The sequence below is a fragment of the Curtobacterium sp. MCBD17_008 genome, assembly GCF_003234475.1.
Lineage (GTDB): Bacteria > Actinomycetota > Actinomycetes > Actinomycetales > Microbacteriaceae > Curtobacterium.
On sequence record NZ_QKTK01000016.1, the window covers coordinates 42,730 to 67,931 of the forward strand.

Consider the following 25,202-nt stretch of genomic DNA (forward strand, 5'->3'; position numbering starts at 1 on the left):
CGGTGCACTCCCCCGCCTGGCCGGCGTCCGTCGGTGGGCCGGGAGGTCCGGGGCACCAGCCGCCACCGCTCCCGTCCGTCGGAGGGCCGGGTCCGCAGCCCGTCCGCCCGGTCATCCCGCTCCGTCCGCTCGGCCTCGGCGACGTGCTCGCCGGCGCCTTCACGGTCTTCCGCCGCAACGCGCGGGTGCTGCTGCTCTGGGCCGTGCTGCTCTCCGGCGTGCTGGGCCTCGTGTCCACGCTCACCTCGGCCTTCGGGCAGCGCACCCTGCAGTCCCGCATGCTCGCGGCGGTGGACGGCACGGGTGACGCCGACACGATCATCGCGGGCACCGTGACGTTGTACGCCGTGCTGTCGATCGGCCTCCCGTTCCTGGCGTACCTGGCGCGCGGGTTCCTCGTCGCCCCGATCGCGGTCGACACCGGGCAGCGCGTCCTCGGACGGCGCGGCACGTTCCGTGGGCTGTGGGCACTGCTCGCCGGACGTCGGCGATCGGTCCTCGGGTGGATCCTGCTGCAGCTCGCCGGCGGGGTCGTGCTCGGGACGGTCTTCGTCCTGGTCGTGCTCGCGTTCGTGGCCGCCCTGTCCGCCGGTGACGGTGCCGTCGGGTGGTTCGTCCTGACGATCGTCGTGATGGTCCTCGGGTTCGCCGTGCTCGTCGCCTTCTTCACCACGCGGTTCGCCTTCACCGTCCCGACCATCGCGCTCGAGGGCCGCGGGGTCTTCTCGGCCGCCGGGCAGTCGTGGCGCCTCACCCGTGGCGCGTTCTGGCGGACCTTCGGGATCCTGCTGCTCGTGCAGGTGGTGCTGGCCTTCGCGGCGAGCATCGCCAGCATCCCGCTGACCGTCGGGCTCACGCTGTTCTCCGGCGTGTTCGACCCGCTCGGTCAGACCGGATCCTCGACCGCCGGAGGGCCGCCCTCGGTCGGCGCCGTCGTCACGCTCGCCATCGGCAGCCTGCTCGTGATCGCGGTGCAGTGCGTCACGGACGTGCTGACCGCGTCGATCACCACCTTCCTGACGATCGACCGGCGCATCCGGACCGAGGCGCTCGACCAGCGCATCGCCGCGCACCTGGAGACCGGGCAGCCGGCCGACCCCTTCGCGCCGTCGAGCCCCGGCGACCGGCAGTCGTGGTCGCCCCGGCAGGGCTGGCCCCAGCAGCAGGGCTGGCCCGAGCAGCAGGGCTGGCAGCAGCAGGGCTCGCCCGAGCAGCAGGGCTGGCCCCAGCAGCAGGGCTGGCAGCAGCAGGGCTCGCCTGGGCAGCAGGGCTGGCCCGAGCAGCGCTGGCCCGAGCAGCAGGACCCGCCGAGCGGTCGCCCGTGACCGCGGTCGACCCGGACGAGGCCCGCCGCCTGCTCGAGCAGGAGCTCGGCCGCGCCGAGTACCGCGGGGCGCAGGAGACCTGGTGGGACCGCGCCTCCCGGGCCTTCCTCGACTGGCTCGGGTCCCTGCTGCCGGACGGTGGCGGCTCCACCACGTTCGGGCGGACCCTGCTCGTGATCGCGGTCGTCGTGCTCGTCGCCGTCGTGGTGCTCGTCGTGGTCACCCGCGGGCTGCCGCGTCGACGAGCACGGCTGCGCGGCGAGGACCCGGGCGGGGTGTTCGACGACGACGACCTCCGCTCGGCGAGCGCCGTCGCCGCTGCGGCCAGCGCGGCGTTCCGGGCCGGGGACTGGTCGACCGCGGTGCTCGAGGGGTACCGCGCGCTGGCCCGGGGTCTCGCCGAACGGGACCTGGTCACGGTGGTCCCGGGGGCCACCGCCCGCGCCATCGCAGACCGCGCCACGGTGCCGTTCCCCACCCTCGGCACCGTGCTGCGGGACGCGTCGGACGCCTTCGACGCCGTCCGGTACCTCGGGGTCGACGCCGACGAGGAGACCGCCCGCCGCGTGCTCGACGCCTCCGCGGCGGTGCGCGCCGCCCGACCGGTCACGACGGGCGGCCCCGGCGGCCCGGGCGGACACCGCGCCGGCTCGGGGACCGGCACCGACGCCGGCAGCGCTCCCGGCCCGGCGGGTCCCTCTGTCCCGGCACGGCCCGCCGACCGGACGGACGCGGACGAGACGGACGGCGACCGGACGGACGCCGACCCGGGGGTCCACGCATGAGCACCACCGCGCCGCCGGCGGCACCGGCCGGTGCGGCTGCCGCCCCGACCGGGCCGACCCCGCGTGACCGTGCCCTGCGCATCGGTGCCTGGGCCGCGGTGGTCGTCGTCGGGCTGCTCCTGGCGGTCCTGACCGCCGCCGTCGGTCCCGGCCAGCAGCCGTCGGACGTCCCGCTCGACCCGTCGTCGACGACGGGCAGCGGCTCGCGGGCACTGGTGCGGGTCCTCGGCGAGCAGGGCACCGAGGTCACGGTCGTCTCCGACGCCGACCGGATCGGCAGCGGCGAGGGCACCGTCCTGGTGGACGACTCGGCCGGGGTGCTCGCCCCGTCCGTCGCCCGCCGCATCGCGAGGACCGCGGCCGACGTGGTCCTCGTCACCACCGACCCCGCCGTCCTGGAGGCGTTCGGCCTCGACGCGCGTCCGGCCGGCGCGTCCTCGACGGACACCACGGCGTCGACCGCGTCGTGCGCGATCCCGGCCGCCCGCGACGCCGGGTCCGTCAGCACCGCCGGGGTCACCTACGCGACCGACGACCCCGACGTGGTCCGCTGCGTCCCGTCCGGCACCGGAGCGGACCGTCGGTGGGGCCTCCTCCGCACGGCGACCCCGGCCGGGCACGTCACCGTCGTCGGCACGACGGCGGCCTTCCGGAACGACACCGTGACCCGTGCGGGCAACGCGGCCCTGGCGCTCGGACTGCTCGGCAGTCAGGAGGACCTGGTCTGGTACGTGCCGACGGCCGGGAGCGCCGACGCCGCTCCCTCGCTCGGCGACCTCGCTCCGCCGTGGGTCCCGAGCGCGATCGGCGTGCTGGGCGTCGTGGCCGTCGCCGCGGCGGTCTGGCGCGGCCGACGGCTCGGCCCCCTCGTGGTCGAACACCTGCCGGTCGTGGTCCGTGCCGCCGAGACCACCGAGGGACGCGCGCGCCTCGCCGTGCGGGTCCGCGACCGGACGCACACGCTCGACACGCTCCGGATCGCCGCGGTCCGCCGGATCGGGCGGCAGCTCGGCCTGCCCCGCTCCGCACACGTCGACGAGGTGGTGCGCCGGACCGCCGCCGTGACCGGCCGACCGGTCGGGCAGGTCGGAGCAGTGCTCGTCGGCGGGCCCACCGGCGACGACCGTGCGCTCGTCGCCGGCGCGACCGCCCTCGACGACCTCGAGGACGCGGTCGGCCTGGCCGTGTCCGGGGACGTGCGCCGAGCCTCCCGGACGGCTCCGCCGAGGACCACCGACGACGCGAGCCGCACTCCCCCCACAGGTGCGCGCGCGCGGCGCGGTCCCCGGGACGGCGTCGCCGGCCGGGCCGCACCGCCGACACCCCCGTCCACGACACCGACCCCGCCCACACCACCAGGAGGACGACCGTGACCGACCTGCCCACCACACCCGCACCCGGGCCCCGCTCGGGCGGCGACCCCCTGCGCGAGGTCCTCGGTCGCGTCCGCACCGAGGTCGGCAAGGCCGTCGTCGGCCAGGAGGGCGCGGTCTCCGGCATGATCGTGGGTCTGCTCGCGCAGGGACACGTCCTGCTCGAGGGCGTGCCCGGCGTCGCGAAGACCCTGCTCGTGCGGAGCCTCGCGGCGGCGATGTCGCTCGACACGAAGCGCATCCAGTTCACACCGGACCTGATGCCCGGCGACGTCACCGGATCGCTCGTGTACGACGCCTCGACCGGGACCTTCCCGTTCCGCGAGGGACCGGTGTTCACGAACGTGCTGCTCGCGGACGAAGTGAACCGGACGCCCCCGAAGACGCAGTCCGCGCTGCTCGAGGCCATGGAGGAACGCCAGGTCAGCGTCGACGGTGCCGCCCGGCCGCTGCCCGACCCGTTCTTCGTCGCGGCGACGATGAACCCCATCGAGTTCGAGGGGACGTACACGCTCCCGGAGGCGCAGCTCGACCGCTTCCTCATGAAGCTCACGCTCGACCTGCCACCGCGCGACGTCGAGTGGCAGGTCCTCCGCCGGCACGCCGACGGGTTCGTGGCGCGGGACGTCCGGTCCGCCGGCATCGTGCCCGTCGTCGGCGTCGACGAGGTCCGTGCCGCGCAGCGCGCCGTACTGGCCGTCGGTGCCCGGGACGACGTGCTCGCGTACGTGGTCGACCTGGCCCGCGCCACCCGGCAGGCACCGTCCGTCCGCGTCGGGGTGAGCCCGCGCGGGTCGACCGCGCTCCTCGCCGCTGCGAAGGCCTGGGCCTGGCTGACCGGCTACGACGCCATCACACCCGACCACGTGCAGGCGATGCTCCTGCCCGTCTGGCGGCACCGGCTCCGCATCGCGCCCGACGCCGAACTCGAGGGCGTCGGGGCGGACGGCGTGCTGCAGCAGGTGCTCGAGCAGGTCCGGGTGCCGATCTAGTGGCCGTCACCGGTCGGTTCGTCGCGCTCCTCGCCGTCGCGATCGTCCCCACCGTGTTGCTCGGCAGCGGGTGGGGCGGTCTCGCGTGGATCGGCCTCGTGGTGCTCGCCGCCGCCGTCGACCTCGTGCTGGCGGCCGACCTGCGGCTGGTGCGGGTGGAACGCCGGATGCCCCGCCTCGCCCGCCGCGACACCACGGCCGAGGGGACGCTGGTGCTCGCCAACGACGGTCGACGGGTGCTGCGGGCGGTGGTCCGGGACATGTGGGAGCCCTCGGCCGGCCACGGACCGCGTCGGATCCCGATGACCGTGCCCGGAGGCGAGCGCCGTACCGCCCGGATGCGGTTCGCACCCTTCCGTCGCGGCCGACGCACCACCGCCGGGATCGCGCTCCGGGCAGCCGGCCCACTCGGACTCGCCGCGCGGCAACGGGTCGTCGCGGCGCCGGACGCCCTGGTGGTCACCCCGCCGTTCCGGTCGCGGCGACACCTGCCGTCGCGCCTGGCCCGCCTGCGGGAACTCGACGGCGAGACGACCCTGCAGCTGCGCGGGCACGGCACCGAGTTCGACTCCCTCCGCGACTACGTCCGCGGGGACGACGTCCGGTCGATCGACTGGCGTGCCACGGCCCGGCGGCAGGACCTCGTCGTGCGCACCTGGCGGCCTGAGCGCGACCGCCGGGTCGTGGTCGTCGTCGACGCCGGTCGTGCCGGAGCCGGACGGGTCGACGACGAGCCCCGCCTGGACACCGCGATCGAGACGGCGCTGCTCGTCGGGGCGCTCGCCGCCGCTGCCGGGGACCGGGTCGACCTCGTGGTGCTCGACGACACCGTCCGGGGTCGCGTGCACGGCGCCACCCGGGCGGACGTCGTGCAGCGGTTCGGGGAGACCCTGGCCACCGCCGAGCCCGGGCTCCGGGCCACCGACTGGGCGGCCGTCCCGGCGATCGTCGACGCGGTGACGACGCAGCGGGCGCTCGTGGTGCTCGCGACGAGCCTCGACTCCGTGGGCGCGTCCGGCGACCTGCTCGCGGTGCTGCCCGTGCTCGGCCGTCGGCACGCCGTGGTCGTCACGTCGGTCGAGGACCCCGCCGTGGTGCGGATGGCCGCGACCGGTGGGACGACGGACGGGGGCGGGGCGGACGCGGCGGGTCGGCGCGCCGAACGAGACCGGACCGAGCGAGACCGGACCGGGCGCGCTGCCAGGGACCGGGACGGAGACGGAGTCCCGACGGGTCGCCGGACCGGGTCGTCGCGTCGGCTCGGCTCGTCACGGCTGGACGGCCGGTCAGTGCTGGACGGCCGGTCGGTGCGGGACGGCTGGTCGCGGAAGGACGCGGAGCAGGTGTACCGACGCGCCGCCGCGGAACGGACGCTCCTCGACGCCGACGGCGTCGCGGACGTCGCCAGACGCGCGGGTGCCGAGGTGGTGCGGGGGCTGCCCGAGGACGTCCCACCGCGCACCGCGGACGCGTACATCCGGGCGAAGGCGTCCGGGAGGCTCTGACCCGGTCCGGCGGGCGGGTCGCGACGGACGCGGCGCACGGGTCCGGAGCGAGCAGGGCGCGGCGGACGCGGCGCACGGGTCCGGAACGGGCAGGGCGCGGCGCACGCGGCGCACGGGTCCAGAACGGGCAGGGCGCGGCGCACAGCCGCGGAGCGGTCAGTCGCGGCGGACGCTGTGCACCGCCCCGGAGCGGTCAGTCGCGGGCCGCTGACCGCCGGTGGCCGGTGGCCGAGCGCGGGCCGCAGACCGGGTCAGCCCGCGACGATCGCCGCGGCGCCCCGGTCGAACTCGTCGAGGTCCCCGCGCTCCCCCGCCCGGTACGCCCGACCGCCGAGCACCCACTGGTACGCCAGGACCAGGGCGAGCGCGACCGTCCCGATGCCGATCTTCACCGGCCACGGCCACTCCTGCCGGGTCACGGTGCCCTCGACGACGCCGGACAGCAGCAGCGTGAGCACGAGCCCGATCGCGACCGTGATGAGCGCCCGCCCGTCCTCGGCCAGGGCCTGCGCGCGGGTCCGGGCGCCGGGGGCGATCCACGACCAGGCGATCATGAGGCCGGCACCGCCCGCGAGGAAGATCGAGTACAGCTCGAGCTGCCCGTGCGGCGCGATGTAGAGGAAGAAGTCGCCGAGCCGCCCCTGCGAGTGCATGATCGACGCCGAGACACCGAGGCTGACCGCGTTCTGCATGATCGCGTACGGCACGAACAGTCCGGTGATCCCGAACGCGACCATGCTCGCCGCGATGTACGCGTTGTTCGTCCACACCTGCGCGGTGAAGGCACCGAGGCCGTGGTCCGAGTAGTAGTCGACGAAGTCCTGCGTCGCGTACTGCCGGAGCGCGGCGTCCGTGCCGAAGGTGGCGACGGCGCCCGGTGTGGAGGCGATCCAGACCGCCGTGATGCCCGCGACGAGGACGGTGGCGACCGCGACCCAGATGGTCACCCAGCGGATGCGGTACAGCGCTGCGGGCAGCTGCAGTGTGAAGAACCTGGTCAGCACGGTCAGCGGGTCGGCCGGTGTCCCGGTGAACCGGAGCCGCGCACGGTGCAGGGTCAGGGACAGCCGGTCCCCCGTGGCGGACCGGGGCGCGGCGGCCCGGATCCGCGCCAGGTCGGTCGCGGCGGCCTGGTACCTGGCGACCAGGCGGTCGACGTCGGCACCGGAGGACGGGCGGCGCCGGGCGAGCCGGTCGAGCTCCGTCCACCGCTCGCGGTGCACGTCCGCGTACGCGTCCAGGTCCATCCGTCTCCCCCTCGGTCCTCCGCCGCCGACGGCCGTCACGGCGTCGGCCGGGACGTCGCCTCCACCGTCACCGTGACGAGCCCGTCCTGCCGCTCGTGGCACGCTTCCGCCAGAATGATCCCATGCCGAAGCGCAGCACGCCCCGCGACCTGGCGGACGGACGCTTCGTCCGCGCGCTCGACGACACCGACGACGCACTCGTCGTCGGCGAGGCGGTGGCGCTCGACGTCGTCCCGGCGGGCATCGTGCTCCGTCTCGCGGCGGCGCTCCTCGACGCGCTCTGCCTCGGCGCGCTCCTCGTGATGTTGCTCATCGGCCTGTCGCGCGTCTGGCCGGCAGGCGTCGACGACGCGTGGGCGGCCGCGTCGCAGATCGCCGTCGTCGTGACCGTGTTCGTGCTCGTCCCCGCGGCCGTCGAGACGGCGACCCGGGGCAAGAGCGTCGGGCGGTACGCGCTCGGGACGAGGGTGGTCCGGCTCGACGGCGGCGCGGTGTCCTTCCGCCACGCCTTCACCCGGTCGCTGGTCGGTCTGCTCGAGCTCTGGGGCACCGTCGGGTCGCTCGCGCTCGTGGTCGCCCTGTTCGGCTCCCGACCGCGCCGCCTCGGGGACCTGCTCGCCGGCACCGTGGTCCAGCACGAACGACTCCCGCGCTCCGCTGCTCCGTCGGTGTCCCTGCCGCCGTCACTGGCCGGTTGGGCCCGCGTGGCCGACGTCCGAGCGCTGCCCCAGCGGCTCGAGAACCGGCTCGGGGCGTTCTTCCGCGGGGCCGCGTCCGTGCAGCCGGCGCACCGGGAAGCCGCAGCCCGCGCCCTCGCGGCCGAGGTCGCCGAGTACGCGCACCCGGTCCCGCCGGTGCCGCCGGAGGAGTTCCTGGCCGGTGTCGTGGCGCTCCGACGACAACGCGACGCCCGGGCGTTCAGCTCCCGGCTGCGCGCGCTCGACACGGCCACCGGTGTGGCGGGCGCCCGCCCGCCCGGCTTCCCGCGCTGAGCAGCGGGGCCGCGAACCGGCGCCGGTGTCAGTACCGGTAGTGCTCGGGCTTGTACGGGCCCTCGACGGCGACACCGATGTAGGACGCCTGCTCCGGACGGAGTTCGGTGAGCCGCACGCCGAGCGCGTCGAGGTGCAGCCGCGCCACCTTCTCGTCCAGGTGCTTCGGCAGCACGTAGACCCCGGTGGGGTAGGCGTCGAGGCGGGTGTGCAGCTCGATCTGCGCGAGCACCTGGTTGGTGAACGAGTTGCTCATCACGAAGGACGGGTGCCCGGTGGCGTTGCCGAGGTTCATGAGGCGGCCCTCGCTGAGCACGAGGATCGAGCGGCCGTTCGGCAGGCGCCACTCGTGCACCTGCGGCTTGATCTCGACCTTCTCCACCCCCGGCAGGGTCTCGAGCCCGGTCATGTCGATCTCGTTGTCGAAGTGCCCGACGTTCGCCACGATCGCGAGGTGCTTCAGCGCCAGCATGTCCTCGACCCCGACGACGCCGAGGTTGCCCGTGCAGGTGACGACGATGTCGACCTCGCCGGCGACGTCCTGCAACCGGGCGACCTGGTAGCCGTCCATCGCGGCCTGCAGTGCGCAGATCGGGTCGACCTCGCTGACGATGACGCGCGCGCCCTGCCCACGGAGGGCCTCGGCAGCGCCCTTGCCGACGTCGCCGTAGCCGACCACGAAGGCGACCTTGCCGCCGATGAGGACGTCGGTGGCCCGGTTCAGCCCGTCGGGCAGCGAGTGGCGGATGCCGTACTTGTTGTCGAACTTCGACTTCGTGACGGAGTCGTTCACGTTGATCGCCGGGAACTTCAGCTCGCCGTTCCGGGCCAGCTCGTACAGCCGGTGCACGCCCGTCGTGGTCTCCTCCGTGACGCCCTGCACCTCGGCCGCGATGCGGGTCCAGCGGTCCGGGGACTCCTCGAGCGAGGCGGCGACCGTTGCCAGCACGATCTTCCACTCGGCGCTCGCGTCCGCACCGGCCTCGGGCACCCGGCCGGCTGCCTCGGCGTCGGCACCGGTGTGCACGAGCATGGTCGCGTCACCGCCGTCGTCGAGGATGAGGTTCGGCCCGGTCCAGTCGGCCCCGGCCGCCGCGGCCTCGGCGCTCCAGTCGAAGACCTGGGTGGTGCACCACCAGTACTCCTCGAGGGTCTCGCCCTTCCAGGCGAACACGGGGACGCCGGCCGGGGCATCAGGCGTCCCGGTCGGGCCGACGGCGACGGCCGCGGCCGCTTCGTCCTGCGTGGAGAAGATGTTGCAGCTGGCCCAGCGGACCTGGGCGCCGAGCGCGACGAGGGTCTCGATGAGGACGGCCGTCTGCACGGTCATGTGCAGCGAGCCGGCGATGCGCGCGCCCGCGAGGGGCTGTGAGGCGCCGAACTCCTCGCGCAGGGCCATCAGGCCGGGCATCTCGTTCTCGGCGAGGCGGATCTGGTGGCGTCCGGCCTCGGCGAGCGTGAGGTCGGCGACGCGGAACGGGACGGCGGCGCGGGTTTCGATCGGCATGGGGACCAGTCTCCCACGGTCTCCGGACCCGGGTCAGGACGGGGTGCGGTCCGGGGTCCTCGGCGGCGGGTCCCGGCGGACGACCTGCCATCCCCGCGGCACCCGGAGCGTCGCGGCGTGCCGGGCGCAGAGGTCGTAGCCGTGCGGTTCGACGCGCGTGGACAGCGGTCCGACGACCACCATGGAGTCGGCGTAGTCGTACGTCAGGGTCGCCGAGGCGCCCGCGCCACAGGCGACCTTGCTGCAGATCCGTACGTCCATACCGTCTGCGACCCTACCGGCAGCCGCCGTGGGGGCCGCCGCGTACGATGGGCGGATGCGTCGCAAGCCCCCTCCCGTCCCGCGGGTCGACCGTGCTCGCGGGCGTTCCCGGCACGGCCGGGGGTACCGCTCGAGCGTCACCGGTCCCGAGCTCGCACCCGTGACGACCCGCGCCGAGGTCTTCGACCGCGTCGTCGGCGACACCGCGCACTACCTGGTCGGCCTCTGGCCGGAGGAGCTCGCCGGGGTCGTGTTCCAGGTCGCGGACATGCCGCACGACGCGACGCTCCCCGACGCTCTGCCGCGGTGGCGGATCGACCGGGACGGCCGCCGCGTCACGGTGTTCCGGATCCCGGTGGAGCGCGTGACGCACAGCCCGGAGAAGGACGACGTGGACCGGCGCATCGTCGTCGAGACCGCGGTGTTCCGCGCCGTGGCCGAGCTCATCGACAAGGACCCGTGGGACCTGGCGCCGGACCGCTACCGGCACTGGTGACCCGGGCCTCCCGGCCGGCACCGCGCGCAGGCGACGACCGCCGGCCGACCCGGCGGACGCACCAGGGGCAGCCCCGCCAGCGGCAGACCCGCCAGGGGTAGACCCGCAGCGGCAGACCCGCCAGCCGCGGACCCGCCAGCGGCAGACCCGCTAGGGGTAGACCCGCAGGGGGCTGGACACCTCGGTGGACGGCCGGACCGGGAACCCGGCGATGCCGTCGTCGCCCTGGTACGTGACGCCGGCGACCAGTCCCGCCGCGCCGGTGATCCGCAGCTGCTGCGTGCTCGGCACGCTGACCGTCGCGGTCGACCCGGAGGCGACCTCGACCTCCTGGGAGTCCTCACCGGACGCGATCGTGACGGTCGCGTCCTCCCGCGTGGGGTTGACGAGGTTGAGCCTGGCACCGGAACCGGGGGCGACGGCGGTGACCGTCGACGCGCCGAGCGGTTCCGCCGAGGCGAACCAGCCGAGGTCCGTCCGGCCGTCCTCGGTCGGCGTGGTCGTGCGCGCCGCGGCGACGATCGGCACCGTCGAGGTGATCGTGAACGAGTACCGGCCGTCCGGGAAGTCGTCGAGCGGCACGTCGGTGACGATGCCGGGCTCCGCGGTGGCGTCCACGGTGGTGCCACCGCCGTCCGCCGTCGTGATGCCGAGCGTCACGCGCGCCGCCCGGTCCCCCGGCACGTAGAGCCGGAGCGCGGGTGCCGCGTCCGCGGTGTCCTCGCCACGCTGCGCCCCCTCGGCGTCGTCGAGCACGACACCCGGGATGACCTGCGTGCGCGCGGGAGCGGCTCCGCCCGAGACGATGTCGAACCCACCGGGGGTGAGCGTCCGGACGACGGTCTCCTGCATGTGCGCGACGATCTGGCCCCCGGTCGAGGTGACGTGGACCACCGTCGCGCCCTGGTCGGTGACGAAGCCGGAGAGCGGGACGACCTTCTGGGAGTTCGGGGCGACGACGATGCCGGTCGTGCCGGGCGCGCTGACGGTGCCCTCCGCGTCGGCGATCGCCAGGTCCACGGTCGCGTTGACGTCGGTGGGGTTGGCGAGCGTGACGAGGCTCGTCCGGCCGGTCTCCGTCGAGCCGCCGACCAACCAGGTCGACTGCGACGGGTCGTCGCACGACGCCGCCCCCATGCCGACCAGGTCGCCGTCCGAGACGCTCTGGACGCTGCTGCCGGCGACCTGCGGCGCGGTGTCCCCGGCGGGCGCGGTGAGCAGGGTCGGGTCGCTGCTGCCGGTGCTCGACCCCTCGAGCTGCGTGCGCTCGACGGTCCCACCCGTGGTGGCGCTCGCGATCTCCGGGGAACCGACCGCGCTCGCCCGGGTGGCGTCGTTGCCGGCGTCGTCGGAGAGCCGAAGCGCGCTCCCCGCGCAGACCCGTTCCGCCGCGGCGGGGACGGGCGTGACGGTCCGACCCGCCGGGTGCCCGGGCGTCTCGCTGGTGCCGATGGTGTGCGCGGCGGCGATCGTGCCGGCCGCGACGACGACGGCGACGGCGGTCGCGGTGCCGCGGAGCGCCCAGCGGCGCGCGGTGCTCGTGCTCATTCGTCGCGCTCCTCGTCGAAGGTGGTGGCGGGTTCGTCGGCCTCGATCACGTTCGAGGTGGCACGGCGTCGACGCGGCGCGGTCGGGACGGCGAGCAGTGCGGCGGCACCGAACACGATCCCGATCACCACGAGGTACAGCACGTGCGTGGCCTTCGCGGCGGCGGACCCGGTGCTCGTGCGGTCGACGTCGCCCTCGTAGTGGAAGAGCGCGCCGTTCGTCGTCTCGCCGATGCTCGTGAAGAGCGCGTTCTGGCCGATCGCCCCGGCCGCGCGGTCGTGGACCGCCCGGGCCTCGGGGTCGTCCGGCGCGTCGTCGAGCAGCACGAAGCTGACGCCGAGTTCCCGGAGCGCCGGCTCGGGGTCGTAGCCACTGCGGCTCGCGAGGTTCCCGGCCAGCGTGGCCAACCGCGAACCGGACCGGCTGAGCGACAGCGCGGTCGCGTCGAGCGTGGACTGGTCGTCCAACGTCGAGCCCTGGCCGCGCTCGAGGGAGACCGCGAGGGACCCGTCGGTCTGGGGCTGCACGACGAGGGTGCCGACGTCCGGGTTGGCCTGCGCCTCGGCGTTGACGTACGCGCTCAACACCCGTCCCGAGGTCGGCTGGATCGCCGCGCGGTCGAGGTAGAAGGCCCCGAACGCAGGCGCGACGGCGACGGCCGCGAAGACGCTCGCGACGAGACCGACGACCGGGGCAGCACGTGGCACGGTGTCGATGCCGATGCAGGCGGCGACCACGAGGGCGAGGGCCATGACGGACAGGGCGCTGCCCGGCCAGACGATCGTCGTCGTGGACCCGACACCGGTGACGGCGAGGTGGGTCGCGCCGAACGCGGTCGCGTACCCGAGGAGTGCGGCGACGAGCGCGGTGCCCGCGAGGGTCCACCGGTGTCCGAGCACGGCGCCGAGGGCGCTCGCGGCGACCGGGAGTGCCAGGACCGCCATCGCGACGGGCAGCACCGCGCTGCCGAGGCCGAGGGGCGCGGTGGCGGACAGCCAGCCGTTCCAGTCCGGCAGCGGCTGCCCGATGGCGAGCTGGAGTGCGCTCGGCGCGGGTGTGGCCGTCGGTACGCCCGGGTCGGCGAACACGGCGAGCGGGTTCCCCCTGCCCACCTGCGCGAGGACCAGCGGCAGGAACAGCACGGCTGCCGGGACCGGCACGAAGACGCGTCGGTGCGCGTGCCGGAAGCCGACCACCAGGGCGACCAGCCACCCGACGAGCAGCACCGGCAGGAGCGACGGGGCGCACGCGGCGACGACCGCGAAGAGCAGCGCGGCGCCCGACGCGGACGCCCACGAGCGGTGCGCCTCGACGAGCGTCAGGAACAGCCAGGGCAGCAGCACGTGTGCGATCACGGCGCCGAGGTGACCCGAGGTGACCGCGCCGACGAGCGCGGGGGCGAGCGTGTAGAGCACGGCGCCGATGACCGGGACCCAGGTCCGCGTCGTCACCTTGCGCACGGCCGCCCAGGCGCCGAACGCGGCGAGCGGGAACGAGAGCAGCATCACGACGACGACCGAGGTGGACGGCGACCAGAACGTGATCGACCCGAGGACGGCGAGCACCGCGGCGAACGGGTCCGACGGTCCGGTGGAGCCGGTCCCGAGCGAGTGCCAGCCGTACCCGACGTTCCGCCAGAGGTCGCCGACGTCGGTGCTCAGCGGCAGGAGTCCCCCGCCCGTGAGCGCCGGCGAGCCGAGCAGGGGGAACAGCGTCACGACGCTCAGCACGACCGCGGCGAGCACCACCCAGACGCCGCCGTCCCCGAGGAAGGACGCGCGGGCGACCGGTGCGTCCTCCGCCCGCGCGAGTTCGACGTCACGCGACGTGGTGCGGTGTTCGTGCACCCTCCGCCAGCTCACGCGGAGCGGCTCGATCGCCGCCCACCCGGTCTTCCGGTTCGCGGCCAGCGTCCGACGGGCACGTCGGACGCCACCGCTGAAGGCGACCGCGAGCGCGGCCGCCAGTTCACCGGCGACCGCCGCGGGGTGCTTCGCGACGAGGTGTCCGACCGCGCGGCCGACGGCGAAGGGCAGGAGCGTGAGCCAGTGCAGCCAGAGGACGCCGACGGGCGCGTAGGTGAGGCGCCGGTGCAGCTGCGCCTGCCGGTGCATCCGCACGCGGCGACGCTCGGCGACCTTGGCGCGGCCGAACTCCTCGATCGGCCCGGCGCTGGTGGCGCGGGCCTCGGGCACGACGGCGACGCGGTGCCCCGCCAGGCGCGCGCGGACGGAGAAGTCGAGGGCGGCGTCGACGTCCGGCAGCGCCGGGTCGAACCCGCCGAGGCTGTTCCACACGGACCGCCGGACGAGCATGCCGCCGGCCGAGACGCCGAGCACGTCGGTCTGGCGGTCGTGCTGCCCCTGGTCGAGTTCGTCCTGCACCAGGGTGACGGAGCGCCCGAGCCGGGTCATGCTCTCGCCGAAGGCGGCGATGCGCGCCGGGTCGTCGACGTGGACGAGCTTCGGCCCGGCGATCGCGACCGACGGGGCGATCTCGACGGCCGCCAGGAGTGCCGCGAGCGTCCCGGGCGTCGGGGTGTTGTCGTGTCCGACGAGCCACAGCCACTCGTCGACGCCGTCCTCGGCCTCGGCGCGGGGGGCCACCCGCTCGCCGTGCCGCACGGCTTCACCGAACGGCCGGCCGGCCGGGATCCGGGAGAGCTGGGCGCTGCCGCCGAACGAGAGTTCCGAGGTGGACCCGTCGGTGGACCCGACGTCGACGACGACGAGCGCCTCGGGCGGACGGGTCTGCGCAGCGAGGGCGTTCAGCGTGCGGTCGAGGTGGTCAGCCGCATCGGCGGCGACGAGGATCGCTGTGACGCGGCGTGAGGAGGCACTGGGCTGCATGACGGCGCCACTCTACGGGCCGGGAGGCTCGGTTCCGGTGGGCGGCGGCGGCGCGTTGCGAAGGTGGCCGGACCGGCGCCGGCCGGCGGCGACTCAGGCGCGCTTGCGCAGCTTCCGCCGTTCACGTTCGGAGAGGCCGCCCCAGATCCCGAACCGCTCGTCGTTCTCGAGCGCGTACTCGAGGCACTGCGCCCGGACCTCGCACGAGGTGCAGATCTTCTTGGCCTCGCGGGTGGAGCCGCCCTTCTCGGGGAAGAACGCCTCGGGGTCGGTCTGCGCGCAGAGCGAGTCGACCTGCCAGGAGAGCGGGTTCTCGTCGTCGGTCTCGGTCGTCCGACGGACTCCCGGCACACCGAGCGCCACGGGGTCGACGTGCCAGTCGTCCGGCACTCCGGCTTCGAAGTCGGATGCACTCACCCTGATCACCCCTTGACGTCTCGGTTGCGGCCCTGACGACGATGCCGTCGGTGTAATTACAGCGGTGTGATTCCCCGGAGTCAAGTCGCGGATCATAGGAGCCCCTCCGCGTTCCGCGGTCGCATGTCCCCCATTCGGGCGTGTCGCGCCGTGTCCGGACCCGTTCCGGGGGACACGGAACGACCCCCGCGGCCAGGACGACCACGGGGGCCGACGGCGCGGTGACCGGTCAGGCGGCGTGCCGCCGGGCCTCCCAGGCGCTCGTCACCATGTCGTCGAGCGAGTGCCGCATCGCCCACTCGAGGTCCCGCGCGGCGGCCTCGCCGGTCGCGACGATGCGGGCCGGGTCGCCGGCGCGCCGCGGGGCGACCTCGGGCCGGAAGTCGATGCCGGTCCCCCGCGCCATCGCGTCCATGATCTGCCGGACACTGACGCCGTCACCGCTGCCCAGGTTGTAGGCGCGCTGCAGCGGTGCACCGGTCTCGAGCTTCCGGGCCGCGACCGCGTGCGAGTGCGCGAGGTCCGCGACGTGGACGTAGTCGCGCACGCAGGTGCCGTCCGGCGTCGCGTAGTCGTCACCGTTGATGCGCGGCGTCCGACCGGCGAGCAGGGCGTCGAAGACGAGCGGGAACAGGTTGTGCGGGCTCGCGTCGTACAGGTCCGGCTGCCCGGAGCCGACGACGTTGAAGTAGCGCAACGAGGTCGTGGTGAAGCCGCGAGCGACCTCCATGTCCCGCAGCAACCACTCGCCGATGAGCTTCGACTCGCCGTAGGGCGACTCCGGGGCCTTCGGGGTCTCCTCCACGACGACGTCGACGTCCGGCGTGCCGTAGACCGCCGCGCTCGAGGAGAACACGACCTTGTCGACGCCGACCTCGGCCATGGCCCGGAGGAGCGTCGCCATGCCGGTGACGTTCTGCTCGTACGTGTGCAGGGGCCGCTCGACCGAGACCCCGGCGTACTTGAACCCGGCGACGTGCACGACGCCCGTCACCGCGTGCTCCCGCATGGTCCGCTCGAGGAGCGTGCCGTCGAGGACGGTGCCCTGGACGAACGGGACGTCCTCCGGCACGAACGCCCGGAACCCGCTCGAGAGGTCGTCGAACGCGACCGTGTCGATGCCCGCCGCACCGAGCGCGCGGACGACGTGGGACCCGATGTACCCGGCACCGCCGGTGACCAACCAACTCATGCCGCCACGCTAGCGGAACGGGCGCCGGCGGCCCGGTGGCTGCCCGTCAGGCGCTGGTCAGGCGCCGATCAGGCGCCGGTGGCGATGAACACCGTCGCGGTGGTCCCGCTGCCGGCGTCGGCCTCGACCGTCACGTCGCCCTCGTCCGGCGTGATGTAGCAGGACTCGCCCCGGCGGAGCAGGGTCGCCGAGTGCGCACCGACCAGGGTCACGACCCCCTCGGTGCAGATCGCTATCGACGGCCCGTCCAGGGGCGCGGTGCCACCGGCACCGACCGGTCGCCCGTCGTTCGTCACGCGCACCAGTGCGAAGCCGACGCCCTCCGGCGCGAACCGGTCCACCGCGGGCGCGAGGTGCTCCGGCTCGAGGAGCGGTGCCGGGTGTGCGGTGAAGTCGAGCACGCGCAGGAGCTCCGGCACGTCGACGTGCTTCGGCGTTAGGCCCCCGCGGAGGACGTTGTCGGACGGCGCCATCAGTTCGATGCCGAGCCCGTCCAGGTAGGCGTGGATGTTGCCGGCGGGCAGGTACATCGCCTCGCCGCGGGCGAGCGTCACCCGGTGCATGAGGAGCGACACCACCACGCCCGGGTCCTCCGGGTAGGCACGGGCGAGGTCGGCGGCGGTCGCGGTGTTCGGCGTCACCCGACCGTCCGCGCCTGCGGCGGCGACCGCCTCCGTCGCGAGGTGCCCGACCGCGCCGATGACCGCGCGGGCCGAGTCGTCGGTCTCCTCGAGCCAGCGGACGGTGTCCTCGAGCCCGTGCTGCAGGTGCACGACCAGCGGACCGAGCCGACCGGAACCGGCGTCGAGTGCCTCGACCTCGGCGAGCGCGTCGGCGACGGGTCGGAAGCCGCTCAACGCCTCGAAGCGCTCGCTCAGGGCGACGACGAGTTCGGGCTTCGGGAACGGGTCCTTGTAGTTGCGCGCCGGGTCGTCGAGCGGGACCCCGGCGGCTTCCTCGCGGTCGAAGCCCTCCCGGGCCTGCTCCGGGGTCGGGTGCGCCTGCAGGGACAGCGGGGCCGCGGCGGCGAGGACCTTGAGGAGGAACGGCAGCCCGGACCGGTCCGTGCCGAGGGCGGTCTCGGGCTCGGCGGTGATCCAGTCGAGCACCGTGTCCGCCCCGCCGACCATCGCGGGGTTGACCACCACGCTGGGGCTGCCGGCGTGGGCACCGAGCCAGAGTTCGGCCTGCGGGACGCCGGTGACGGTCCGTCCGAGCAGTTCGGGGATCGCGGAGACGGAGCCCCAGGCGTAGTCGCGCGGGGTGTTCGTGATGCCGAGGAACATGGTCCGAGCGTATCCGGCCGACCCGACGGTCACCGCCCTGCGACGCGGGACGCCGCAGTTCTTCCGTAGACTCTCCCGGATGTCCGAGACGAGCAGTACGCGAGCCCGCCCGACGGACGGCACCCGCTGGGACGTCCAGGCGCTTCGTGCCTTCGCGGTCCTGGCGGTCGTCGTCTACCACCTGTGGCCGCACCGGCTGCCCGGCGGCTTCGTCGGCGTGGACGTCTTCTTCGTGGTCTCCGGCTACCTGATCACCGGTCACCTGCTCCGCGAGCTGCTCGCCTCCGGACGCATCGCACTCGCCCGGTTCTGGTCCCGCCGTGCGCTCCGCCTGCTGCCGGCGGCGTTCCTCGCGATCGCGGCCACCGGGGTCACCGTGCTCCTCGTCGTGCCGTCGGTGCTATGGGGGCAGTACGGTCGGCAGTTGATCGCGTCGACGATCTACCTGCAGAACTGGCAGCTCGCGTCCGACGCCGTCGACTACCTGGCCGGCGACGACGACCCGTCGCCGTTCCAGCACTTCTGGTCGCTCTCGGTCGAGGAGCAGTTCTACATCGCGCTGCCGCTCGTCCTGATCGGCACCGTCGCGCTCGTCCGGATCCTCGCCCGCCGCGCGGTGTCGCCCGCGGTCGTGGTCCGCGTCGTCCTCCTGGTCGTCGTGGCGGCCTCGCTGGCGTGGAGCGTCGTGCAGACGCAGACCTCGCCCGGGGTCGCCTACTTCTCGACCGCCACCCGCGCGTGGGAGTTCGCCCTCGGTGGCCTCGCCGCGACGCTGCCGGTCCCGACCACCGGTCGCCGACGCGTCGCCCTGCTCCGGGCGACGGGGACGTGGGCGGGCGTCGCGTTCCTGGTGGCGTCACTCGCGGTGCTCGACGGCGGGACGCCGTTCCCGGGGTCGGCCGCGCTCCTGCCGGTCCTCGGGGCGACGCTCGTCGTGCTGCTCGGCGGGGGGACGGCGCTCGAGTCGATCGGGCGGTGGGCCCCGGTCGCGCACCTCGGGCGTACCTCCTACGCGATCTACCTCTGGCACTGGCCGGCGATCGTCCTGGCACCGTTCGTCCTCGGGCGGGACCTCGACCTGACGGGCCGCGTCGTCGTGCTGGTCGGGTCGGTCGTCGTCGGGACGCTGTCCACACTGCTGGTCGAGGAGCCGTTCCGCTTCGCGTCCCGCGTCCGCCGCTGGCGTCCTCGTCGCGTCGCGGTGACGGCGATCTGCGCCACGGTCGCGGTGGTGGCGCTCGGCGCGGGCACGCTCGGGACGCTCCAGGTGCAGCAGACGCAGGCGCAGGAGGCCGCCCGGCGGCTCGAGCGCGGCGACGTCCGGTGCTTCGGCGCCGCGGCGGAGATCGGGTCCGCGGACCCGTGCGTGAACCCGGACCTGCGCTCGGTGCGTGTCCCGGCCCCCGCGAACGCCAAGCGCGACGACGCGAACCGCGACGCCTGCTGGTCCGACGGGGCGGGCCAGTTCGCCCGCTGCACGCTCGGTCCGGAGACCGGCTGGACGAAGCGCTTCATCGCGCTCGGGGACTCGCACAACAACGCCCTGATCGACGTGTACCAGCGCATCGCCGAGGCCAACGGCTGGCGGATCGACGTCGCCGGTCACCCGAGCTGCTACTTCACGGCGGCGGACCAGTCCGCTCCCAGCGCCGGGCTGCTCGCGAGCTGCACCACGTGGAAGCAGCGTGCGATGGCGTACATCGAGGAGAACCACGAGGACCTCACCGCGGTGCTCGTGACGCACTCGGCGACCTCCCGCCCGGTGCTGGCCGCCGGGGACGTCTCGGCCGAGGACGCCACCGTCGACGGGCTCGTGACCGCGTGGCGGACCGCGACCGACGCGGGCGTGCCGGTCATCGCCGTCCGCGACAACCCGGTCCCGGCGAAGGGCGTCGTCACCTGCGTCGCCCGGATGACGGGGCCGACCACCACCGCGTGCGACCAGACCCGTTCAGCGGGCACGGCGCCCTTCGACGGCCAGGAGCAGGCGGCCAAGCGGATCGGTCGGCTGGCGCAGGTCGTGGACCTGACCGACCTGTACTGCACGGACACGACGTGCCCGGCCGTCATCGGCGGGGTGCTCGTGTACCGCGACAAGACGCACATCACGAACACGTTCGCGAAGACCCTGCGGCCCTTCCTCGAGCGCGGCATCGAGCGGGCCCTGCAGCGCGCGGAGTGAGCCGGATCGGGGGTGTGCGGGCCCGTAGACTCTCGGCGATGTCCGCGACCGCCCCCTCCGCCACCGACACCGTCCCCGGCACGCGCTGGGACATCCAGGGGCTGCGCGCGTTCGCCGTCCTCGCCGTGGTCCTCTACCACCTGTGGCCGAACCGCCTGCCGGGGGGCTTCGTCGGCGTCGACGTCTTCTTCGTCATCTCCGGGTACCTCATCACCGGGCACCTGCTCCGCGAACAGGTCCGCTCCGGCCGTGTCGAGCTCGGCTCGTTCTGGGCACGGCGCGCTCGTCGGCTCCTGCCCGGTGCGTTCCTGACGATCGTCGTCACCGGTGTGGTGGTCCTGCTGGTCGTCCCGAGTTCGCTGTGGGGGCAGTACGGGCGCGAGCTCATCGCGTCGACGGTCTACCTGCAGAACTGGCAGCTCGCCTCCGACGCCGTCGACTACCTCGCCAGCGACAACCAGCCCTCGCCCTTCCAGCACTTCTGGTCGCTGTCGGTCGAGGAGCAGTTCTACATCGCGCTGCCGCTCCTGTTGCTCGTCGCCGGCTGGGTCCTGCGTCGGACCCGCGGCGCGAGCACCGTCCGCACGGCGCGCCTCCTGCTCGGTGTCGTCGCGGTCGCCTCGCTGGTCTGGTGCGTCGTCGAGACGCGGACCGCACCCGGCATCGCCTACTTCTCCACCGCCACCCGTGCGTGGGAGTTCGCACTCGGCGGGCTCGTCGCGACCGTCCCGCTCGCACTCGCGGACACACCGCGGGTCCGCCTCGTCCGGACGGGAGGCGCGTGGCTGGGCGTCGCGGGACTCGTCGCGTCCGTCGTCGTGATCACACCGGCGACGCCGTTCCCGGGCACGGCCGCACTGCTGCCGGTCCTGTCGGCCGCGCTCGTCGTCACCGCCGGGGGTCGCAGCGGCCTCGAGGTGCTCGGTCGGCTGGCGCCCGTCGCGTTCACCGGCCGGATCTCGTACGCCGTCTACCTGTGGCACTGGCCCGCCGTCGTCGTCCTGCCGATGGTGCTCGGACACCCGCTCGGCACGCGGAGCAAGCTCCTGGTGCTCGTCAGTTCGTTCGCCCTCGCCGCCGTGACGACGCTCGCCGTCGAGGAGCCGCTGCGGTCCTCGGCCCGGGTCCGACGGCTGCGGCCCCGCCGCGTGGCCCTGTTCGGGCTCGTCGCCACCGTCGCCGTCGTCGCCCTCGGCGCGGGGACCCTCACCGCGCTCCAGGTCCAGCAGCAGCAGGCCGCGGCGTTCGCGGAGCGGCTCGAGCGCGGCGACGTGCCCTGCTTCGGCGCCGCCGCCCGGATCGGCTCGTCGGACCCCTGCGTCGACCCGCGGCTCGCCGACGTCCGTGTCCCGGCACCCGCTGCGGTCGCGCGCGACGACGCGAACAGCGGTGCGTGCTGGTCGAACCGCACCGCGGACTTCAACGTCTGCCCGCTCGGGCCGGAGACGGGGTACCGCAGACACCTCCTCGCGGTGGGCGACTCGCACAACAACGCGCTGATGACCGCGTACCGTGCGATCGCGGAACGCGAGCACTGGCGGATCGACGTCGCCGGGCACATCGGGTGCTACCTGACGACCGCCGTGCAGGAGGCCCCGACGCAGGGCTACACGGACAGCTGCCAGGGCTGGAAGCGCGCCGCGACCGCGTGGATCGCCGGGCACGCCGACGAACTCGACGCGGTGGTCGTCACCCACGCGACGACCAAGAGCCCGGTCGTGGTCCCCGCCGGCAGCACGAACGACGAGACGGTCGTGCAGGGGCTCGTCGACGCGTGGCGGACCGCCACGGACCGCGGGGTCCCGGTGATCGCGATCCGGGACAACCCGATCGCCCGGGACGACGTCGTGGCCTGCCTCGCGCAGATGCAGGGCCCCACGACCGGGGACTGCGACATGCCACGGGAACAGGCCCTCGCCGCCTTCGACGGGAACGAGGAAGCCGTCCGGGTGCTCGGCGACTCTGCGCGGTACGTGGACATGACCGATCGGTACTGCACCGCCACGGTCTGCTCGGCCGTGATCGGCGGGGTGCTGACGCACCGTGACCCGACACACCTCACGGCGACGTTCGCCACGACGCTCGCGCCGGCACTCGGCGATCGACTGCGCGCTGCGCTGGACTCGCTGGCACCGTGACCCCGCGCGCTAGCCTGTCCCCCGTGACGAACACCTGGCCACTCGCCCGCGGCAGCGTCTCCGAGCGCGAGGCGTTCGCCCTGGCGACCACCGTCCTGCTGACACTGTCCGCCGGCGACGCCGTCCCGAACACGATCACCTGGTACGGGGCGGCACTCGTCTGGGCCGCCGAGGGGGCGTGGGGTGTGAGCGTGGTCGTCCGTGCTCGCCCGCCGTTCGTCCGGGTGCCGCCCGCTCTCTGGCTCTTCCTGGCCTGGTGCCTCGTGACGGTGCTCTGGTCGCACTGGCGCTGGGCGACGCTCGCGAGTCTCGTCGCCCAGGTGGTGTGCGCGCTCGTCGCGTTCGCCATCGCCTCCACCCTGACGTGGCGCCGGATCCTGGACGCGACGAGCCTGGCGTTCCGGTGGGTACTCGGACTGTCGCTCCTCTTCGAGGCCGTCGTCGCCGTCGTGGTCCGGCACCCGATCGCACCGATCTGGACCGACTACGGCGACCGCGACGTCCCGGACGCGTTCTACTCCTCCCGCGCGGAGTTGCTCACCGGCGGACGGATCCAGGGGCTGCCCGGGAACGCGAACCTGCTCGCGATGGTGGCGCTCGTCGCCGCGATCGCCGTGGCGGTGCAGCTCGCCGAGGGTCGGATGCGCCGCAACCGCGCGATCGGCTGGCTCGTCGTCGCCGTGCTCGTGCTCGCGCTCACCCGGTCCTCCACGGTCATCGTCGCCGCCGTCGTGGTCGTCGCCGTGCTCGCTGCCGCCCTCTGGATGCGCCGCGTCCCGGACGGTCGCCGCGCTCCCCGGTACGCGGGACTCGTCGGCGTCGCGGTCGTCGTGGGCGGTGCCGTCCTGCTCGCGCGCGGCCCACTCACGGAGCTGCTCGGGCGGTCGTCCGACCTGACCGGGCGCGGGACGATCTGGCAGGCGGTCTGGGGGCTCGTCGAGCAGCACCCGGTCGTCGGCTGGGGCTGGATCGGCTACTGGTGGCCGGACATCCCGCTGCTCGCGCAGCTCGCGCCGCGGAACGGCGTCACCTACCTGCAGGCACACGACGCGGCCCTCGACGTCTGGATGCAGACCGGCCTGGTCGGGCTGGTGCTGTTCGCCGCCTACGTGCTGACCACCCTGAGCCGGTCCTGGTCGAGCGCGACGCGCGCCGGGTTCGGCCCCGACCTGGCCCCGCGGCCGTTCGACCCGGTGACGCTCTTCCCGTTGCTCGTCGTCGTCGCCCTGCTGGTCCAGTCCGTCGCCGAGTCGCGGCTCCTCTACCAGGGCAACTGGGTGCTGTTCGCCCTCCTCGCGATCAAGGCGCGCACCGTGCTGGTGACCGAAGAGCCGGTGTCGGTGGGCGACGGCGTCCGCACCCCGTCCGCCCGACGCGAGTTCCGGTGGGCCGCACGCCGCTGACCCGGGGACCGTGCCGCCGACCCGGGGACCGTGCGCTGAGCAGCGGACGGACCGGTCGACGGGGGCCGGTCCCGTCGCTGGTACCCGCGATCGCGGCGGACCGGGCCGTCACCGCGGACCGGGCCGTCACCGCGGACGGAGCTGGTCAGCCGCGCCGCAGCGCCCGGACCGGAGTCGCCTCAGCGGTCCCGGAGGACGAGCGCGCAGGGCACGTGGGCATCCCAGGGCAACGCCCGGACACGCAGCACCGCGTCCGGGTCCGCCCGGCACCTGGCCTCGGCGTCCGCGAACTGGGGCTGCCACGCCGGGCCGACGCTCCGTTGCGCGACGCCCGGGAGGTTCGCGACCCACGACGTGACGACGAGCGCGACCACGCACCACCCGGTGGCGGCGAGGACGACGCGCGCCGCGCCTCCCGTCCGTCCCGACACCCGTGACCGGAGGACGTGACCGTCGACGAGCACCGAGGCGGCCACGACCAGCGCAGCGGTGAGGAGCAGGCCCGCCGCGGCGGCGTAACGGGACGGCGTCGCGTCGACGAGGGACCCGGGTCCGGACCGTGACCAGTGGCCGTCGGCCGAGGCGTTGGCGACGAGTGCCGCGGTCCAGGTGGCGGCGGACCCGACGGCGAGGGCGGCGGCGAGCACCGCCGCCCGACGGCGGCGCGTGACGGCCGCGAGCACCACGGCGATGACGACGACGAGCGCGATCCCCACGGCGGGGAGTGCCACGACCGACCACCCCCGGTCCAGGACCGCGCGACCGACCGACGCGACGTCGGCTCGCCACAGTCCCCCGACGGTCTGCAGGAGCCATCCGCTGAGGACGTCCCGCGCCGTCGGGTCGCCCCGTTCGGACTCGCGCTCCGTGGTGAGCGCCGTCACGACCTGCGCGGCCCCCGTGACCACCGCGGCGACGGTGACCGGCAGCGCCAGGAGGCGGCCGGACGTGCCGCGCCGCCCCGGGGTACCGAGCTGGTCCGGAGAGCCGGGCCGACCCGGGGTCACGGGTCCTCCCGCGGCGGCAGGCGCGACCGACCCGGTCGGCGACGGCAGCCAGGAGAGCACGAGGAGCGGCAGGAAGAGGACCGCCTGCGCCTCGGTGCCGACGACCAGGACCGTGACCGCCGCCAGCGCGACCGCTCCCACCCACGTCCGGACGCGGTACCCGAACAACCACGGTGCCAGGAACAGGCCGAAGGTGTGCAGGTTCGCGGCCGTGCCGGAGACCTCCCAGGGGGCGGCCGGCAGGAGCACGGGGACGGCGGCCAGCACGAGGCGCAGCGGCCAGGAGGGCACTGCGTCCCGCGCGAGGACGAACACACCCGCACACACGGCACCGACCAGACAACAGCAGATGGCGGACACGGCGAGCGCGTAGCGGTCGACGGGGAACAGGAGCGCGGCGTCCACGACCGACCGCGGTCCGAGGTGCAGGTACCCCGCGTAGGGCCGCAGGAGCGTGTCGACCGGACCGAACGCGATCCGTTCGCGGAGGAAGAGCCCGCCGTCCTCCGCCCAGGCGGTCCCCCGCGCCACGGCGCCGAGGCGTGTCCAAGCCGTCCAGGCGGCGAGCACGCCGACCAGCACGACGGCCGACGCCGTCCAGGGGCCCGAGCGTGAGAGAGCCATCCCGCGTGACGGTAGCCGTTCATGGACGATCCGTCATATCGACGCTCCGCGATGACGGACGTCGGCCTCAGCC

Annotated in this window: 19 protein-coding genes; 10 read left to right on the forward strand and 9 right to left on the reverse strand. The window is 74.6% G+C overall.

The window, feature by feature from the left end:
* Positions 1-2: 2 nt before the first annotated feature.
* From DEI95_RS13900 to DEI95_RS13920, 5 genes are read left to right on the forward strand one after another with little or no spacing between them, the layout of a single operon-like run.
* Positions 3-1,325: a glycerophosphoryl diester phosphodiesterase membrane domain-containing protein gene (locus DEI95_RS13900; RefSeq protein ID WP_111060614.1), complete on the forward strand. Its 1,323-nt coding sequence runs from the start codon at positions 3-5 to the stop codon at positions 1,323-1,325.
* A complete protein-coding gene (locus DEI95_RS13905) occupies positions 1,322-2,110 on the forward strand; it encodes a DUF4129 domain-containing protein (protein WP_181436346.1) in 789 nt (262 codons plus the stop codon). Before DEI95_RS13900 ends, DEI95_RS13905 begins: the two co-directional genes overlap by 4 nt.
* Complete coding sequence (locus DEI95_RS13910) at positions 2,107-3,483, forward strand: DUF4350 domain-containing protein (RefSeq protein WP_111060616.1); 1,377 nt, start codon at positions 2,107-2,109, stop codon at positions 3,481-3,483. The genes DEI95_RS13905 and DEI95_RS13910 overlap by 4 nt, the downstream gene beginning before the upstream one ends.
* On the forward strand, positions 3,480-4,475 hold the full coding sequence (locus DEI95_RS13915; protein ID WP_375342356.1) for an AAA family ATPase: 996 nt from the start codon (positions 3,480-3,482) through the stop codon (positions 4,473-4,475). Before DEI95_RS13910 ends, DEI95_RS13915 begins: the two co-directional genes overlap by 4 nt.
* Positions 4,475-5,980, forward strand: coding sequence for a DUF58 domain-containing protein (locus DEI95_RS13920; protein ID WP_258367616.1), 1,506 nt, complete (start codon positions 4,475-4,477; stop codon positions 5,978-5,980). The genes DEI95_RS13915 and DEI95_RS13920 overlap by 1 nt, the downstream gene beginning before the upstream one ends.
* 251 nt (positions 5,981-6,231) lie before the next feature.
* Here DEI95_RS13920 and DEI95_RS13930 read toward each other — a convergent pair whose 3' ends face one another.
* Positions 6,232-7,227, reverse strand: coding sequence for a stage II sporulation protein M (locus tag DEI95_RS13930; RefSeq protein ID WP_111060617.1), 996 nt, complete (start codon positions 7,225-7,227; stop codon positions 6,232-6,234).
* A 122-nt stretch (positions 7,228-7,349) separates the two neighbouring features.
* Here DEI95_RS13930 and DEI95_RS13935 point away from each other — a divergent pair, with 122 nt between their 5' ends.
* Positions 7,350-8,219, forward strand: coding sequence for an RDD family protein (locus DEI95_RS13935; protein WP_111060618.1), 870 nt, complete (start codon positions 7,350-7,352; stop codon positions 8,217-8,219).
* A gap of 28 nt (positions 8,220-8,247) precedes the next feature.
* On the opposite strand, the gene ahcY is transcribed toward DEI95_RS13935, so the two are convergent.
* Together ahcY and DEI95_RS13945 are read right to left on the reverse strand one after the other, a co-directional pair.
* Positions 8,248-9,726 carry an adenosylhomocysteinase gene (gene ahcY / locus DEI95_RS13940; RefSeq protein WP_110824494.1) on the reverse strand — a complete coding sequence of 493 codons (1,479 nt, stop codon included), beginning with the start codon at positions 9,724-9,726 and terminating at the stop codon, positions 8,248-8,250.
* Between the two features lie 33 nt (positions 9,727-9,759).
* On the reverse strand, positions 9,760-9,987 hold the full coding sequence (locus tag DEI95_RS13945) for a DUF3499 family protein (RefSeq protein WP_110824495.1): 228 nt from the start codon (positions 9,985-9,987) through the stop codon (positions 9,760-9,762).
* A 55-nt stretch (positions 9,988-10,042) separates the two neighbouring features.
* On the opposite strand from DEI95_RS13945, the gene DEI95_RS13950 reads away from it, so the two are divergent.
* Entirely contained in the window at positions 10,043-10,483 is a 441-nt protein-coding gene (locus tag DEI95_RS13950; RefSeq protein WP_110824496.1) for a metallopeptidase family protein, read from the forward strand.
* 150 nt (positions 10,484-10,633) lie between these two features.
* On the opposite strand, the gene DEI95_RS13955 is transcribed toward DEI95_RS13950, so the two are convergent.
* The 5 genes from DEI95_RS13955 to manA all read right to left on the reverse strand — a co-directional run bounded on the left by DEI95_RS13955 (position 10,634) and on the right by manA (position 17,775).
* On the reverse strand, positions 10,634-12,031 hold the full coding sequence (locus DEI95_RS13955) for a DUF5719 family protein (protein ID WP_110824497.1): 1,398 nt from the start codon (positions 12,029-12,031) through the stop codon (positions 10,634-10,636).
* Positions 12,028-14,880: a glycosyltransferase family 2 protein gene (locus DEI95_RS13960; protein WP_111060619.1), complete on the reverse strand. Its 2,853-nt coding sequence runs from the start codon at positions 14,878-14,880 to the stop codon at positions 12,028-12,030. The genes DEI95_RS13955 and DEI95_RS13960 overlap by 4 nt, the downstream gene beginning before the upstream one ends.
* 93 nt (positions 14,881-14,973) lie before the next feature.
* On the reverse strand, positions 14,974-15,306 hold the full coding sequence (locus DEI95_RS13965; protein ID WP_375232109.1) for a WhiB family transcriptional regulator: 333 nt from the start codon (positions 15,304-15,306) through the stop codon (positions 14,974-14,976).
* 220 nt (positions 15,307-15,526) lie between these two features.
* On the reverse strand, positions 15,527-16,489 hold the full coding sequence (galE, locus tag DEI95_RS13970) for a UDP-glucose 4-epimerase GalE (protein WP_111060620.1): 963 nt from the start codon (positions 16,487-16,489) through the stop codon (positions 15,527-15,529).
* A 68-nt stretch (positions 16,490-16,557) separates the two neighbouring features.
* A complete protein-coding gene (gene manA, locus DEI95_RS13975; RefSeq protein ID WP_110900590.1) occupies positions 16,558-17,775 on the reverse strand; it encodes a mannose-6-phosphate isomerase, class I in 1,218 nt (405 codons plus the stop codon).
* Positions 17,776-17,854: 79 nt separating this feature from the next.
* Here manA and DEI95_RS13980 point away from each other — a divergent pair, with 79 nt between their 5' ends.
* From DEI95_RS13980 to DEI95_RS13990, 3 genes are read left to right on the forward strand one after another with little or no spacing between them, the layout of a single operon-like run.
* On the forward strand, positions 17,855-19,957 hold the full coding sequence (locus DEI95_RS13980) for an acyltransferase family protein (protein ID WP_181436348.1): 2,103 nt from the start codon (positions 17,855-17,857) through the stop codon (positions 19,955-19,957).
* A 38-nt stretch (positions 19,958-19,995) separates the two neighbouring features.
* Positions 19,996-22,095 (forward strand): acyltransferase family protein, encoded by a 2,100-nt coding sequence (locus DEI95_RS13985; RefSeq protein WP_111060622.1) that lies wholly within the window; start codon positions 19,996-19,998, stop codon positions 22,093-22,095.
* Between the two features lie 23 nt (positions 22,096-22,118).
* A complete protein-coding gene (locus DEI95_RS13990) occupies positions 22,119-23,498 on the forward strand; it encodes an O-antigen ligase (protein WP_111060623.1) in 1,380 nt (459 codons plus the stop codon).
* A gap of 179 nt (positions 23,499-23,677) precedes the next feature.
* On the opposite strand, the gene DEI95_RS13995 is transcribed toward DEI95_RS13990, so the two are convergent.
* Complete coding sequence (locus tag DEI95_RS13995; RefSeq protein ID WP_111060624.1) at positions 23,678-25,129, reverse strand: hypothetical protein; 1,452 nt, start codon at positions 25,127-25,129, stop codon at positions 23,678-23,680.
* Positions 25,130-25,202: the final 73 nt, after the last annotated feature.